The organism is Brachybacterium sacelli (assembly GCF_017876545.1).
GTDB classification, from domain to species: Bacteria; Actinomycetota; Actinomycetes; order Actinomycetales; family Dermabacteraceae; genus Brachybacterium; species Brachybacterium sacelli.
In genome coordinates this window covers 1243987-1259095 of sequence record NZ_JAGIOD010000001.1, presented here as the reverse complement: position 1 = coordinate 1259095, position 15109 = coordinate 1243987, and the positions used below count along the sequence as shown (strand labels likewise).

Sequence of the window (15109 nt, the reverse complement as noted above, 5' to 3'; positions counted from 1 at the left end):
CTCCTCAGCCCCGCGCCCGGGTGCGGGGGTCGATGATGCCGTACAGCAGGTCCACCACGAGGTTCGCGGCCAGCACCGAGACGGTGATGATCAGGAACAGGCCCTGCATGAGCGAGTAGTCGTTGTTGTTGACCGCCTGGAGCATCGTGAAACCGATGCCGGGATACGAGAACACCGTCTCGACGACGATGGAGCCGGAGACCACGAACCCGAGGGAGATCGCGAACCCGGAGACGCTGGGGAGCATCGCGTTGCGCGCCGCGTACATGACCATGATCCGGCGCGGGCTCAGCCCTTTCGCCTCGGCGGTGACGATGTAGTCCTCGCTGAGGGTGGAGACCATCATGTTGCGCATGCCCAGCAGCCAGCCGCCGAGCGAGGACAGCACGATCGTCAGCGCCGGCAGGAAGCCGTAGTAGACGGCGTTGGACAGGAACGGGTAGTCCAACGCGGGGCGCACCAGGGAGGCGTCGTAGCCACCTGCGATCGGGAAGAGGTCGAGGTTCACCGACAGCACGTAGATGAACAGCAGCGCGAGCCAGAAGTAGGGCACGGCCTGCAGGATCGTGGTGGCGGGGATGAGTGAGTCAAGCCATGTCCCGCGCTTCCACCCGGCGAAGGTGCCCAGCGCCATGCCGAGGACGAAGGTGATCGTGGTGGCCAGGCCCACCAGCACCAGCGTCCACGGCAGGGCATTGGCGATGATCTCGGTGACCGGGGTCGGGAAGTAGGTGACGGAGACACCGAGGTCACCCGAGAACAACCCGCCGAGGTAGGCGAAGTACTCCTGGAGCAGCGGCTTCTCGTCGTCGGCTCCCAGCATGATCTCGATCGATCGCCGGGTGCCCGGATCGACCGGGCCGCGCAGCGCGAGCTTGGCCAGCACGGCGTCCACCGGGCTGCCCGGCAGCAGCCGAGGGATGAAGAAGTTCAGGGTCACGGCGGCCCACAGGGCCACCAGGTAGAACCCGAGTTTGCGCAGGATGTGCACGGTCAGCGGCTCCTCTCGTCGTCCTCCCTCGAGCTCACTGGACGGGTGTGACGGTCTTGAGGACGATGGAGTTGTCCGGCGCGGACCAGGACATCGGGTAGGCGTACATGTCCTCCTCCGTCGGCCAGCCGGTGGCCCGGGAGGTGTTGTACTCCGTCAGGCTCGACCCGATCAGCACCGGGATCGCCGGCATCACCTCCACCAGCTTCTGCTGGATCAGGAGGTACTGCTCCTTCTTCGCCTCCGGGTCGTCGGTCGCGGAGGCGGCGTCCAGCGCGGCGTCGACCTCGGGATCCGAGAAGCGGGTGACGTTCTCATACGGGTTGCCGTTCTCCCCGACGGGCACGGTGTTCTTGGTGGAGAAGTGGGTGTCGTAGGCGTAGTACGGATCGGGGGCGGGGCCCTGTCCCACCGAGTCGATGACCAGCTGGTACGTGCCCTTGGCCTTGGAGTCGTTCCACTCGTTGACGCTGACCTGCTGGGGGATCAGCTCGATGCCGATCTCCGTGTACTGCTGGGCGAGGGTGTCCAGCGCTGTCACGAAGTCGGACCAGCCCGTGGGGCAGGAGACGGTCATCGAGAGCCGCTCGCCGTCCTTGGCGTACACGCCGTCCTCTCCGAGCTCGTAGCCCGCGCCCTCGAGGATCTTCGTCGCCTCGTCGGGTCGGGCGTTCCAGGGCGCGACGTCGATCGCCGGATCGATGAACTCGGCGTCGCGCTCGGGCAGGGCGAAGGACGGGGAGATGTCGCTGCCCAGCTCGAAGAACGCCAGCTTGGACAGCTGCTCGCGGTCCATCCCGTAGTAGAGGGCCTTGCGCACGGCGACATCGGTCTGCGGGCCCTCGCATCCCAGGTCGGGGTTCGACGCGGCCATCAGCGCCATCTGCGAGATCCCGGTGTTGGTGTACGCGAGGTCCGGGTTGGCCGTGACGTGCTCCTCGAGACTCGGGATCGCCGCGGACATGTAGTCGATGTTCCCGGCCAGCCATTGGTCGGTCGCGGACTGGTTGCCGGAGGTGGTGATCGCCCGGAGGCCGCCGATCGAGGGCTTGCCCTCGTCCCAGTAGGTCTCGTTCGCCACCAGCAGGTAGGACTCCGGGCTGAAGTCCTTCAGCTGGAAGGCCCCGGTGCCGACGGGATCCTCGTTGGGGTGGGTGGCCAGGTCGTCCACGTCGGTGAACAGGTGCTCGGGGATGATCCAGGTGCGGGCCAGGGCGTTCGGGCCCTCGGTGAACGAGGGCTCGGCGTACGTGATGACGACGGTGGTGTCGTCGGTCGCCTCGGCTGTCGGAGCGGTGCCGCCGGCGTTCAGCGCCTCGGTCTCGCTGATCCGGGTGAAAGTGAAGGCGACGTCGCCCGCGGTGAAGGGCTCACCGTCGGTCCAGGTGACGCCCTGGCGCACGGTGACGGTGAGGGCGGTGCCGTCCTCGTTCCACTCGTAGCTCTCCCCCAGCTGCGGGAGCGGCTCCTGGTCGATGGGCTGGAGCGGGTTGAAGTAGAAGAGCGACTCGTAGATCGACCCCTGCACGAACGGGATCACGGACGGAGAGTGCGGGTTGAGGTTCCGGGTGAGCGTCGCCTCGGTCGCGTTGACGGTGAGGATCGGCTTCTCCTCGCCGCTGTCGCTGCCGCCGCTTTCGAGGTTGGACGCCTGCCCGCAGGAGGCCAGGGCCAGCGGCGCCGCCCCCACGGCGGTGAGTTTGTACAGGTCACGGCGCTTCAGGTGCATCATTGCTCTCCTAGTCCACGCGTCATCGCGTGCCGGTGGCTCGTCCTGAGGGATCAGTCACCCGCGGAAGCCGCCCTCTCTTTCTTCACTGGGTTAATGAAGTAACCTCAGTCTGCAAACGGCGTCAGCCTCCGTCAAGAGGGATCCCCCGGCCGGGCAGGTCCCGGAATGGTCACGATCCACCGCAGGGAGGGTGAGGGATGAGCAGCAACGGCCGCGGCCGGCCCCCGACCATGGACACCGCCGTCCTCGAGCTCGTGAGGCGCCGCACCGAGAGCACCCGGGTCGAGATCGCGCGCGAGCTGGACGTCACCGCCGCCACCGTCACCAACTCCGTCAAGCGCCTGCTGGCGGCCGGGCTGCTGTGGGAGAGCGGGCACGCCCGCTCCACCGGTGGCAAGCCGGCCACGCTGCTGCGCGTGAACGACGCGGCCCGACGGGCGCTGGGGTGCACGATCGACCACGACCGGCTCTCGATGGTCGCCGTGGACACGACCGGCGCGCTGCAGTCACGAGTGGTGCTGCCCCTGGCCGATGTCGCAGATCCGTTCGAGGTCTCCGAGGGCGTCCGTGAGGGGTTGGCCGCGCTGATCCCGGAGGACGAGCTGGGCGCCATGACCGGCATCGGCTTCGCCCAGCCGGCGAACCTGCCCGAGGACGTCGACCAGGCGCTCCACGCGCTCACCGCCGAGCTCGACGTGCGCGCGACCCGCGGCCGGGAGGGGACCTGCGCCGCGCTGGGCAGCTTCTGGAGCGGCGAGCAGACCGGGTCGGGACTGTCGGGGACCCTGCATCTGGGGTCGACGACGACCTTCGCCCTGCTGCTGGACGGCGTCCCCTTCCGCCCCGACAACGGCCAGGCGCTGGATCACCTCCGAGTCGATCCCGACGGGCCGCGCTGCACCTGCGGACGGCGCGGCTGCCTGCACCTCTACACCGCCCCCTGCGGGGTGGACGAGCTGTCCCGCACCGCCCTGGCCGCGACCCAGGGCTCCGAGACCGCCCAGGCCGACGTCCTGGCCGCCGCCCTGCCGCTCACCCGCGTCGCCGCGAACCTCGCGATCGCCGTGGGACTGGACACCATGGTGCTGGCCGGCACCCCGGTCCAGGCCGCCCCGGCGATCTACCTGGCCGCCGCCCACGAGCACTTCGGGGACGACGGCGCCACCCGTGTGGTCGTCTCCCAGGTCCAGCCCCATCCCTGCGCGATCGGCGCCGCGGTCCTGGCGCTGCAGGCCTTCCTGGACACCGGTGGGCCTCACGCGTCGTCGGTCTCGAAGGTCCCCCCGTCGGCCCCGTAGACCGCATCGGCCCCGTCGCGCTCCTCTGCTCCGTCACCGTCGACCCCGTCGTCGTCCTCGTGCCAGACCCAGCGCAGCCCGACGGATCCCGGTCCGAACCGGGACTCGGCCAGCTGGATCCGGTCCCGGTGATCCAGCCGCACCGGCGTGACCGACTCGGCCGCATCGGTGCGCCGGTACCGCTCGCAGCGCAGCGGTCGCAGCGGCCCACGGAATTCGGCCTCGAGCAGCACGTCGTGCGCGCGCCGTGCCAGCGAGTAGAAGGTGCCGTCCATGTCGGTCGCCGCCGCCTGCATCTCCACGCGATAGGCGAAGGTCGCCACCTGCCCGGCGTCCAGCCGGCCATCGATCAGCAGCTCGACGCCGTACGCGCGACGCTCGGGCCAGGAGACCTGCCGGCCCACCGTGCACCCCTCGAGGGGGATGTAGCGCGGAGCGACATTGGGTTCCGAGGGCTCCAGCACATGGACCGCGGGCAGCCGGCAGGTCCCCGATTCGAGCGCCCGCACGGTGACCCGCGAGATGAACTGCTGGACCTCCGTGCCGGAGTCGATGATCGCGAGCTGCTGGAAGACCCGTTCATGGGCGTACCGCTCGGGGGACTCGAACCCCAGCTCGAGCAGCGCGTCACGGAACACCTCCTTGCTCGAGCGGTGCCCGATGAACCGCGTGCGCGGCACGCCCCGCCCCTGCAGGCGGGGCGCACCGACGAGATCCACGAGGGAGTCCGGGGTCTTCCCCAGCAGATCCTCCAGTGCCGCGACCACCCCCAGGGAGGGCCCGCTGCCGGGCAGGCTGCGGCCGGACTGCCAGTTGCTGAGAGTCGCGACGCTCACCGGGCGGCTGCGGGCCCGCAGCCGCTGGGAGATCTGTGTGAGCGAGAGGCCGCTGCGCTCGATCGAGCCCCGCAGGGAGCGCGCGAAGGGCTCGTCGCCGTCCACCTGCATCACCTTCCACCCGCCGGCATCGAAACCCGCCGGCTCCCGGGGGTGCACCGGTGGTGTCGCCTCACGTCACGCCGTCCAGCGTTCACTATTTTCGACATACCTGTAAAAAGCCCAGGGTACTGTCCTCGACATTCACCGGGCATCTGCGACTCCCCCGGATCGGGGAGTCGCCGCAGCCCCCTCGATATCGGGGACGTCGCACGGAACAGGGAGGTCCGATCCGCATGGCGATGCAGCGAAGCACCGCGGAGGGTTCCGGCCACCCCGCTCACGACACCCTCCCCTCGTCTGCGCGGACGATCCCGCGCCACCGGGCACGGGGCGCTGAGGGATCGCCCTCCGACTGTTCGCACGATATCGGGGACGTCAAACGATCGAGTCGGCGCACGGAGGTGGGGGCGATGAGCAGGACCGCACGTACGCACCGCAGGGACCGGGCCCACGCTCCGCCGGGGACCGGCTGAGCGCCGCCGCCGGCGAGGGGCGCATGACCGATCACCACTGACGGCCCGCCTCGCACGAGACGCCACCCCGTACCTGCAGCACAGCCGTTCCCCACCCTGCCCTTGACGGACCCCGACCTCCTCGCCCTGCGCGACGTCGGGTCCCTCGCCGACGTGAAAGCCGGAACCATGACTCAGGAAGCACTCGCGAGCATCATCGCCTCGCAGGACCGCCCCCCGCGACCCGACCGGGAACCGCAGCCGCGCACCGTGCACGGCGACACCGTCGTCACCGATCACGACTGGCTGCGCGCACGGAGGTCCCCCGACGTGGCCGCCCACCTCGAGGCCGAGAACGCGTACACCGATGCACGCCTCGCCCACCTCGGCCCGCAGATCTCGGAGCTCGCCGGGGCCCTCGCGGCGCCGCGCACCGACCTGGAGTACGAGGTCCCGGTGCGGTCCGGCTCCTGGTGGTACCTCGACCGACCGCTCCAGGACGAGCACGGCGCGGACCTGTCCCTGTCGCGGATCGCCGTGGAGCACGTCCGGATCGGCGCCGACGGAACCCCTGTCGTCCCGCTCGGCGAGCCCCTCGAGCACGAGGAGCTGCTCCTGGCGAGCCGCCGCCGCGTCCCCGGGTTCGCACTCAGCACCGCGCAGGACGTCCTCGCCCGAGCCGAGCTCTCCACCGGCGGCTGCCATGTCATCGTCACCGATCTGACCAGTGGTGACGTCATCGATCGTGCAGTCCGTGAGGCCGGGGCGGACCTCGTCCTGTCCCGCGACGCGCAGTGGCTGCTGTACACGCACCTCGACGACATCGGCCGCAGCCACCAGGTCCGGCGCCATCGGATCGGCACCGCGTGGGAATCGGACGAGGTGCTGCTGGAGGAGACCGACCCCTGGGCCGTCCTGGAGATCGGCCGGTCCCGGGACGGCTCGAGCCTGATGGTCCGCTCGCAGTCCCTCGCGACCACCGAGACCTGGCTGCTGGACCTGGCGGCCCCGACCGGCCCCCTCCACAGCCTCACGGGCCGCCGCGACGGCGCGCACCCGATCCTCGAGCACGCCGGCGACCGGCTCCTCGTGATCGACCAGGACGAGAGCGGCCGCGACGTGCTCGGAGTCGCCTCCGTGCCGGGGTCGGGCGGCTCCCCCGCCCCGCGGACCCTGCTCACCGCCCGCGACGGGGAGCAGTTCGAGGCCGTCGAGGCCTTCGCGGGGTTCGCCGCCCTCCAGGTGCGCGCGGAGGGCCTGCCCGGGGTGCGGATCATGCGCCGACGGGCCGACGGCAGCTTCGACACCCTCGACGTGCGGGAGCTCGGCCATGGCGGGCAGCTCGACGCGGTGCGCCTGGACGCCAACCCCTCCTGGTCCCAGAGCACGGTGCGCTACCGGCTGGACAGCCTGCTGACCCCGGCCACCCTCGCCGAGGCCGACGTCGCCACGGGGGAGGTCACCGTGCTGCACCAGGCCACGGTCCCGGGCTTCGACGCGAGCCGGTACCTCGAACGGCGTCTCTGGGCCACCTCGGCCGACGGGACCCAGGTGCCGATCTCCCTGCTCGCGCGACGCGAGGTGCTCACCGACGGCCCTGCCCCCGGCCTGCTGTACGGCAGCGGGGCGTTCGGGACCTCCCTCGACCCGGCCCTGGACCCGGGCGCCCTGGCCCTGGCCGATCGCGGTCTCGTGGTCGCGATCGCGCACGTGCGCGGCGGTGGGGAGATGGGCGAGGACTGGCACCTGGCCGGCCGGCAGCTCGAGAAGTGCGCGTCCTTCGACGACTTCGTCTCCTGCGCCGAGCACCTCAGCGCCACCGGCTGGGTGGCCGAGGGTCGGCTCGGAGCCTCCGGCGTCGGTGCCGGTGGCCTGCTGGTGGCCGCGAGCGCGAACCGGTCCCCCGCCGCCTTCCGCGCGATCGTCGCCGGCACCCCGCTGGTGGATCCGCTGGCGACGCTCCTGGACCCCGAGGTGATGCTCACGCTCGAGGAGTGGATGGAGTGGGGCGATCCCGTCGAGGACGAGGCCGTCTACCGCCGCCTGCGCGGATACAGCCCCGCGGAGAACGTCCCGGCCACCGAGTACCCCGCCGTGTTCGCCTGGACCGCGCTCGAGGGGGCGGACGTCCCACCCGCCGAGGCGGCCGTCTGGGTGGCCCGGCTGCGCGACCGGGTCACCTCCGATCCGGCCGAGCGTCCCGTCCTGCTCCGCTGCCTGCCGACCCTGCGGGGCGAGGCCGTCGAGGTGCACGCCGAGGCGCTGGCGTGGCTGCTCGACCAACTCGACGTGCCCGGGATCCGGGCCTGACCGGCCCACGGGAGGCGGCGCCGACGACGTCGTCGCCTCCCGTGCGGCCCCCCGCGCGCCGCTACGCTCGAATCATGACCGAGCAGACCACCACCGCCCCCGTCCCGCCCCGTCGCCCCCGCGAGCGCACCTTCCACGGCGACACCGTCGTCGACCCCTACGAATGGATGCGGGACACGTCGGATCCCGAGGTGATCGCGCACCTGGAGGCGGAGAACGCCTATGCCGATGCGCGCACGGCGCATCTCGCGGACCTGCGCAGGAGGCTGGTCGAGGAGTTCGTGGGCCACACGCAGGAGACCGACCTCAGCGTGCCCGTGCGGCGGGACGACTGGTGGTACATCTCCCGCACGACTGCCGGCGACGACTACCCCGCCTTCACCCGCGTCCGCGACACCGGGTCCCTGCCCCGGGTGGAGCCGGGCGAGCTGCTCGAGGGCGAGCAGGTGCTGCTGGATGCGCAGGCCGAGGCCGCCGGCTCCGAGTTCTACTCCCTGGGCGGCCTGGCTCCCTCCCCCGACCACGACCTGCTGGCCTACGCGGTCGACACCGCGGGCGACGAGCGGTTCACGATCCGGATCAAACACCTGGCCTCGGGGAAGATCCTCGACGAATCGGTCACCGGCGCCGGCTACGGGATCGCCTTCTCCACCGATCAGCGGTGGCTGTTCTACGCCCGGGTCGACGACGCCTGGCGCCAGCACCAGATCTGGCGCCACCGGATCGGCACCCCCGCCGGGACGGACGAGCTCGTGCTCGAGGAGGCCGACGAGCGGTTCATGATCGGCTTCGATCGCTCCCGTGACGGCTCCACGCTGGTGATCCAGGCCGGGTCCACCACGACCACCGAGGCCTGGACGCTGGACCTGGCGGATCCGACGTCGGCCCCGGTGCCCGCCGGCGGCCGCCGCGAGGGCGTGGACTACACGCTCGAGCACGCCGGGGACCGGCTGCTCCTGGTCCACAACGACGGCACGAGAGGATTCGCCCTCGCCCAGGCGAGCCTCGAGGACCCGTCGACCTGGACGGACCTCCTCGTCGCGGACGAGGGGGAGCGACTGCTCGCGGTCGAGGCCTTCGCCGGCTTCGTGGCGCTCGAGCTGCGCAGCGCGGGACTGGCGAGCGTGCGGATCATCCCACGCGCTGCGGACGGGTCGCTGCTGACCGAGCAGGCCACTGACCTCGACCACGGCGGGGAGCTGGACACCGTGGAGCTCGACGCCAACCCCGGCTGGGACCGCACCACCGTGCGCTACCACCTGACCAGCCTGCTCACCCTCGACACCGTCGCCGAACGGGACGTCACCAGCGGTGAGACCTCGATCCTCAAGGTCACGCCGGTGCCGCGCTACGACCCGTCCCGCTACGTGGAGCGGCGCGAATGGGCCACCGCCGACGACGGCACGGCGATCCCGCTGTCCCTCGTGGCGCGGCGGGACGTCGAGACCGACGGCACCGCGCCGGGCTACCTCTACGGCTACGGCTCCTACGAGGTCTCGATCGACCCCTCCTTCGTCCCCACCCGGCTGTCGCTGCTGGACCGTGGCGTGGTGATCGCGATCGCGCACGTGCGCGGCGGCGGCGAGATGGGGCGCGACTGGTACGAGCACGGGAAGCTGCTGACGAAGAAGAACTCCTTCAGCGACTTCGTGGCCGCTGCGACGCATCTGACGGAGACCGGGCGGGTGGACCCGGGCCGTCTGGCCGCGGAGGGCCGCAGCGCGGGCGGACTGCTGATGGGAGCCGTCGCGAACCTCGCCCCCGGGCGGTTCCGGGCGATCCTCGCGGGAGTGCCCTTCGTCGACACGCTGACCACGATCCTGGACCCCTCCCTCCCGTTGACCATCGGGGAGTGGGAGGAGTGGGGCGACCCGCTGCACGATCCCGCGGTGTACGAGTACATGAAGGAGTACACCCCGTACGAGAACGTGCGCGCCGTGGAGTATCCGGCGATCTTCGCCGCGACCTCGCTGAACGACACCCGCGTGTTCTTCGTCGAGCCCGCGAAGTGGATCGCCCGCCTGCGCGAGACGGTCACCTCCGACCAGGACCGGCGGCCGATCGTGTTCCGCTGCGAGATGGTCGCCGGGCACGGCGGGCGCTCCGGCCGGTACCGCAAGTGGGAGCAGCGGGCCGACGAGCTCGCCTGGCTGCTGGACCAGATCGGGGCGACGCAGCTGCTCAGCTGACCAGGTAGCCCCCGTCGACCGGGACGTCCACGCCGTTGACCATCGAGGCGGCCCCGGAGGCGAGCCAGACCGCGACGTCGGAGACCTCGTGGGGCTGGGCGAAGCGGTCCTGCGGGATGCGCGCCAGCATCGGGGCGGCCTTGGCCGGCTGATCGCCCCAGACCGTCCGCCCCATGTCGGTGAGGACGACGGTGGGGCAGATCGAGTTGGCGCGCACCCCGTGCGGTCCCAGCTCGAGGGCGAGGGTGCGCGTGGCCATCACCAGGCCGGCCTTGGCGACGGAGTAGGCGTAGTGCTCAGGCAGGGGGCGCAGCGCGGCGGCGGAGGCGATCGTGACGATCGCCCCGCCGCCCGAATCCGCCATGGCTGCGCCCGCGCGGGCGGCCAGCAGGGACGGGGCCCGCAGGTTGATCTGCAGGGTCTCGTCGAAGTGGTCGGTGCGCAGCTCCTGGATGCTCTCCGGATGGGAGATCCCGGCGTTGTTGACCAGCACGTCGAGCCTCTCGGGCCCGTCCAGCACGTCAGAAGCCTGCTGCCAGAGGCGGTCGGGCACCTCGGGATCGGCAAGATCCGCCGCCAGTACGGCGGCACGCACCCCGTGCTCCTCGGCGAGCCGCCGGGCGGGGCCTTCGAGCGCCGTGGCGTCGCGGGCGGTCAGCACCAGGTCGGCGCCGGACGCGGCATAGGCCCGGGCGATGTCGGCCCCGATCCCGCGGCTGGCCCCCGTGATGAGGGCGCGACGGCCGGTGAGCGGGCGGGCGGGATCCTCGAGGTGCGACATCGCCCCAGGCTACTCAGAACGCCGGGATGGCGGCGCCGTCGGTGTAGGTCTCCTCGATGAAGGTCCTGACCTCGTCGCTGTGCAGCAGCTCGTCGAGCTTCACGATGCCGGGGTTGTCCTTGTCGGCCTCGCGGCACACCAGCATGTTCGAGTAGGGGCTGTCCTCGCCCTTCTCGAGCACGATGGCCTCCTCGGCGGGCTTCAGCCCGGCCTCGAGGGCGTAGTTGCCGTTGACGACGCCGGCGGCGAAATCGGAGAGGGTGCGCGGGATCTGCGCGGCCTCGAGCTCGGTGAACTCCAGGTTCTTGGGGTTGTCCTCGATGTCCGAGGTGGCCGCCTCGACCGGGTCCACGCCCTCGGCGAGGGTGATCACGCCGTTGTCGCTGAGCAGGCTCAGGCCCCGGCCGCGGTTGGCGGGATCGCTCGCGATCGCGATCTCGTCACCGTCCGCGAGCTCGTCGAGGCTGGTGATCGACTCGGAGTACAGACCCATCGGCTCGACGTGCACGCCCTCGAAGGCATGGAAGTCGTACCCCTTCTCCTCCTCCTGGGACTCCAGGAAGTTCGGGGTCTGGTAGAAGTTCGCGTCGAGGTCGCCGTCGTTCAGCGCCTGATTGGGGATCTGGTAGTCCTGGTACGGGGTCATCGACAGCTCGAGGCCGGCATCGGCGGCGAGATTGTCCTGCACGAACTGGAGGATCTCCGCGTGCGGGGCGGGGGAGGCGCCCACCTCGATCGTGGTGACGCCATCGACCTCCTCGGGGCCCTCGGGCCCGCCCGCGCCGCAGGCGGCCAGGGCGAGGGCGCCGAGGCCGGCGCCGGAGACGGCGAACAGGGTACGACGGGGGAATGCGGTCATGAGGATCTCCTGGGTGCAGAGGGGCGAGGTGTCAGGACTGCCGAGCGCGGTGGTCGACGGCCTTCGCGGCGAAGGAGCCGAGGCCCTGGATGGCGATGACGATGACGATCAGCAGCACCACGGTCGCGACCATCACGACGTTGTCGTAGCTCTGGTAGCCCATCCGGGTGGCGAGGTCGCCGAGGCCCTTGCCGCCGACCACCCCCGCCATGGCGGTGTAGCCGACCACGGCGATCGTGGTGGTGGTCAGCGAGCCGATGATGCCCGGCAGCGCCTCCGGCAGGAGCACCTGTCGGATCACCTGCCAGCGGCTGGCGCCCATCATCTGGGTGGCCTCGATCTTGCCCGCGGAGATCTCCCGCAGGTTGATCTCGATCAGCCGGGCGAGGAAGGGGATCGCCGAGATCGTGAGCGCGAACATCGCCGCGTTCGGCCCGGTCACGCGTCCCACCATGAAACGGGTGACGGGGATCAGGGCGATGATGAGGATGATGAACGGGAAGGAGCGCCCCACGTTCACCACGAAGCCGACGACGCGGTTGACCCAGCGGGCGAGGGCGCCGTGGGACTTCTCCGTCTCGAACAGGAGCACACCCACCGGCAGGCCCACGACGGTCGCGAAGAGCATCGTGCCTGCTGTCATGTAGAGCGTGATGAGGGCGTTGGACCACAGGCTGGTATTGGAGTCCCAGGTCGTGAACACCGGGTTCTGGAGCCACTCCATCAGGCGGTCACCTCCTTGGCCACGACGCCCTCGGCGTCGAGCTCGCGCAGGAAGGCGTCCAGGCCCTCTCTGCTGATGGGCTCGCCGGAATAGTTGCGCAGGGCCAGCTGGACCCGGCCCACCTGCCGGCCGCTGATGGTCTCGATGATCCCGGCGACGATGCTGGCGCGGGCGCCGTGCTGCGCGGCCAGGTGCACCAGGTCCTCACTGGTGCGGAAACGGCCGGTCTCCCCGTAGTCGCAGTTCACCAGGAGGGCGTCGATGCCGGTCGGAGCGGGAGGCAGCGGGATCAGCTCGCCGGCGAGCGGGCCGTGCGGATCGGCCGTGACCTCGAGCAGGTCGCCGCTCTGGGAGACGCGGCCCTCCTCCAGCAGCGTCACGGTGTCGCAGACCTCGCGCACCACGGCCATCTCGTGCGTGATGATCACGACGGTGATGCCGAGCCGCTCGCGCAGATCGCTGATCAGCGTCAGGATCTGGCGCGTGGTGGAGCCGTCGAGAGCACTGGTGGGCTCGTCGCACAGCAGCACCTTGGGCTCGGCAGCCAGGCCGCGGGCGATGCCGACGCGCTGGATCTGGCCCCCGGAGAGCTGAGCGGGATGGTTGTGCTCGCGGCCGGTCAGGCCCACGAGGTCCACCAGCTCCGCGACCCGCTGCTGACGCCGGGCACGGGGCACCCCGGCGATCTCGAGCGGATGGGCGATGTTCTGGGCGGCGGTGCGGGAGTCCAGCAGGTTCGCGTGCTGGAACACCATGCCGATGTTGCGGCGGGCGGCGCGCAGGGCGGTGCCCTCGAGCGCGGCCACATCCGTGCCGTCGACCTCGACCCGGCCCGAGGTGGGCTTCTCCAGACCGGTCAGGCAGCGGATGAGGGTGGACTTGCCGGCGCCGGAGCGGCCGACGATGCCGTGGACCCGGCCGGCGTCGAGGTGGAGATCGATCCCGTCGAGCGCGACGACGGGGTCTCCCCCGCCGGGTGCGGGAAAGACCTTCGTGAGGCCATCGAGAGTGATCACCCCGGAAGTCAAACACCCCGATCGGCCTCTGCCGGAGCAGTTGTTCATCGGGAGAAACAAACGTCACAGGATCGGGACGCCCGGTGTGGACGCGGTCACGCCCGGGCGCGCGTCACCCGGGACTCGTCCCAGACGGGCGCGTCGGACTCGTAGACCTCCGCGTCGCCGCCGAAGACCAGGAACCGGTCGAAGTCCCGCACGAACCAGCGGTCGTGGGTGACGGCGATGACGGTCCCCTCGAAGGTGTCGAGCGCCTGCTGGAGCGCGTCGGCAGATTCCAGGTCGAGATTGTCGGTGGGCTCATCGAGCAGCAGCAGGGTCGCACCGCCGAGCTCGAGCAGGAGGATCTGGAATCGTGCCTGCTGGCCCCCGGAGAGGGAGTCGAAGGTCTGCTCGGCAGCGCGGGCGAGCTCGTACCGGGCCAGCACCCGCGCAGCCTCCTCCCGCGGCCTGCCGGCGCGGTGCTCGTCGCCGCGGTGCAGGATCGACAGCAGGGACCGGCCCGAGAGGTCGGCCCGTCCATGGGTCTGGGCGAACCAGCCGGGGCGCACCCTGGCCCCGAGACGGGCCGTGCCGGTGTGCTCCACGGGGTCGATCGGCACGTCCGAGACCGGCAGGTGCTCGGGTGCGGGATCGGAGCCCCCGGCGGCGAGCAGGCGCAGGAAGTGGGACTTGCCCGAGCCGTTGGAGCCGAGCACGGCGAGGCGGTCCCCGAACCGCACCTCGAGATCGAAGGGGAGCATCAAGTCGGTCAGCTCGAGCCCTTCGCAGATCACCGCGCGCTTGCCGGTGCGGCCGCCGCGCAGTCGCATGCCGAGCTTCTGCTCCCGCGGCTGCATCTCGGGCGGTCCGGCCTCCTCGAAGCGGGCCAGCCGCGTCTGCGCCGCCCGGTACCTCGAGGTCATGTCGGAGTTGTAGGCGGCCTTCTGCTTGTACATCTGCACCAGGGCCCGCAGCTTCGCGTGTTCCTCGTCCCACCGCCGCCGCTGCTCCTCGAGGCGCTCGAACCGCGTCTCGCGCGCTTCCTGGTAGCTCGCGAAACCGCCCGGATGCACCCAGGAGGTGTTCCCGGCGGCGCCCAGCTCGAGCGTGACGATGCCGCTCGCGGTGCGGGCCAGCAGCTCGCGGTCGTGGCTGACGTACAGCACGCTCTTGCCGGACTCCACCAGCTGTTCCTCGAGCCAGCGCTTGCCGGGCACGTCCAGGAAGTTGTCCGGCTCGTCCAGCAGCAGCATCTCGTCCCGGCCGCGCAGCAGGGCCTCGAGGGCGAGCCGCTTCTGCTCCCCGCCCGAGAGCGACTGGACGGACCGGTCCCGGCAGCCCTCGAAGGTGGCGCCGAGCGCCGCGATGGTGCAGACGTCCCACAGCACCTCGGCCTCGTAGCCACCGGCCTCTCCCCAGGTCGCCAGGGCCGTCGCGTACTCCATCTGGGCAGCGGTCGAGGCGGTCTCCGGCATCGCGGCCATCGCGCGCTCGGCCCGGTCCAGGGCCGCGGCGGCTTTCCGGATGCCGGGCGGCGACACCGCCAGCAGCAGGTCGCGCACCGTGCCGCCGGAGAGGAACTGGCGCATGATGCCCAGCGATCCGTTCCGGGTGACGGCGCCGGCATCCGGGGCCAGGTCGCCCATGACGATGCGCAGCAGGGTGGTCTTGCCCGCACCGTTGGCACCGATGAGGGCGATGCGCGCCCCCTCCCCCACCCGGAAGGAGACGTCGCTCAGCAGCGGCCGGCCGTCGGCCAGCGTGTAGTCGATGCCCGCGATGTCGAGGTGTGCCATGCGCCCAGGTCTATCCCATCCTCGCCCGTCACGTCATGGGA

Annotated in this window: 11 protein-coding genes; 3 read left to right on the top strand and 8 right to left on the bottom strand. The window is 71.1% G+C overall.

The annotated features are described in order from the left end of the window. Positions 1-4 precede the first annotated feature (4 nt). The gene (locus tag JOF43_RS05515; protein ID WP_209900104.1) at positions 5-991 is read right to left on the bottom strand and encodes an ABC transporter permease; all 987 of its coding nucleotides are present in this window, start codon (positions 989-991) and stop codon (positions 5-7) included. 34 nt (positions 992-1025) lie between these two features. After that, a complete protein-coding gene (locus tag JOF43_RS05510; protein ID WP_209900102.1) occupies positions 1026-2723 on the bottom strand; it encodes an ABC transporter substrate-binding protein in 1698 nt (565 codons plus the stop codon). Positions 2724-2920: 197 nt separating this feature from the next. On the opposite strand from JOF43_RS05510, the gene JOF43_RS05505 reads away from it, so the two are divergent. Next, complete coding sequence (locus JOF43_RS05505; protein ID WP_209900100.1) at positions 2921-4021, top strand: ROK family transcriptional regulator; 1101 nt, start codon at positions 2921-2923, stop codon at positions 4019-4021. Here the strand turns inward: JOF43_RS05505 and JOF43_RS05500 are convergent. Beyond that, positions 3979-4968, bottom strand: coding sequence for a helix-turn-helix domain-containing protein (locus tag JOF43_RS05500; protein WP_245354279.1), 990 nt, complete (start codon positions 4966-4968; stop codon positions 3979-3981). The two genes, JOF43_RS05505 and JOF43_RS05500, sit on opposite strands and share 43 nt — an antisense overlap. Before the next feature lie 566 nt (positions 4969-5534). On the opposite strand from JOF43_RS05500, the gene JOF43_RS05495 reads away from it, so the two are divergent. Beyond that, entirely contained in the window at positions 5535-7721 is a 2187-nt protein-coding gene (locus JOF43_RS05495) for a prolyl oligopeptidase family serine peptidase (protein ID WP_245354024.1), read from the top strand. 74 nt (positions 7722-7795) lie between these two features. Then, the gene (locus JOF43_RS05490) at positions 7796-9910 is read left to right on the top strand and encodes a S9 family peptidase (RefSeq protein ID WP_209900096.1); all 2115 of its coding nucleotides are present in this window, start codon (positions 7796-7798) and stop codon (positions 9908-9910) included. On the opposite strand, the gene JOF43_RS05485 is transcribed toward JOF43_RS05490, so the two are convergent. The 5 genes from JOF43_RS05485 to JOF43_RS05465 form a co-directional block, all read right to left on the bottom strand. Continuing rightward, complete coding sequence (locus JOF43_RS05485) at positions 9903-10691, bottom strand: SDR family NAD(P)-dependent oxidoreductase (RefSeq protein WP_209900095.1); 789 nt, start codon at positions 10689-10691, stop codon at positions 9903-9905. The genes JOF43_RS05490 and JOF43_RS05485 overlap by 8 nt on opposite strands. A 13-nt stretch (positions 10692-10704) precedes the next feature. Further along, the gene (locus JOF43_RS05480) at positions 10705-11550 is read right to left on the bottom strand and encodes a MetQ/NlpA family ABC transporter substrate-binding protein (protein ID WP_209900093.1); all 846 of its coding nucleotides are present in this window, start codon (positions 11548-11550) and stop codon (positions 10705-10707) included. Positions 11551-11581: 31 nt separating this feature from the next. Then, on the bottom strand, positions 11582-12274 hold the full coding sequence (locus JOF43_RS05475) for a methionine ABC transporter permease (protein ID WP_209900091.1): 693 nt from the start codon (positions 12272-12274) through the stop codon (positions 11582-11584). After that, positions 12274-13290 carry a methionine ABC transporter ATP-binding protein gene (locus tag JOF43_RS05470; protein WP_209900090.1) on the bottom strand — a complete coding sequence of 339 codons (1017 nt, stop codon included), beginning with the start codon at positions 13288-13290 and terminating at the stop codon, positions 12274-12276. Before JOF43_RS05470 ends, JOF43_RS05475 begins: the two co-directional genes overlap by 1 nt. 95 nt (positions 13291-13385) lie before the next feature. After that, on the bottom strand, positions 13386-15068 hold the full coding sequence (locus JOF43_RS05465; RefSeq protein ID WP_209900088.1) for an ABC-F family ATP-binding cassette domain-containing protein: 1683 nt from the start codon (positions 15066-15068) through the stop codon (positions 13386-13388). Positions 15069-15109: the final 41 nt, after the last annotated feature.

Excerpts from the sequence above, each read along its gene's own strand:
- JOF43_RS05505 (WP_209900100.1), top strand. The coding sequence starts at position 2,921 with ATGAGCAGCAACGGCCGCGGCCGGCCCCCGACCATGGACACCGCCGTC.
- JOF43_RS05485 (WP_209900095.1), bottom strand. The coding sequence starts at position 10,691 with ATGTCGCACCTCGAGGATCCCGCCCGCCCGCTCACCGGCCGTCGCGCC.
- JOF43_RS05475 (WP_209900091.1), bottom strand. The coding sequence starts at position 12,274 with ATGGAGTGGCTCCAGAACCCGGTGTTCACGACCTGGGACTCCAATACC.
- JOF43_RS05480 (WP_209900093.1), bottom strand. The coding sequence starts at position 11,550 with ATGACCGCATTCCCCCGTCGTACCCTGTTCGCCGTCTCCGGCGCCGGC.
- JOF43_RS05510 (WP_209900102.1), bottom strand. The coding sequence starts at position 2,723 with ATGATGCACCTGAAGCGCCGTGACCTGTACAAACTCACCGCCGTGGGG.
- JOF43_RS05490 (WP_209900096.1), top strand. The coding sequence starts at position 7,796 with ATGACCGAGCAGACCACCACCGCCCCCGTCCCGCCCCGTCGCCCCCGC.
- JOF43_RS05500 (WP_245354279.1), bottom strand. The coding sequence starts at position 4,968 with ATGCAGGTGGACGGCGACGAGCCCTTCGCGCGCTCCCTGCGGGGCTCG.
- JOF43_RS05465 (WP_209900088.1), bottom strand. The coding sequence starts at position 15,068 with ATGGCACACCTCGACATCGCGGGCATCGACTACACGCTGGCCGACGGC.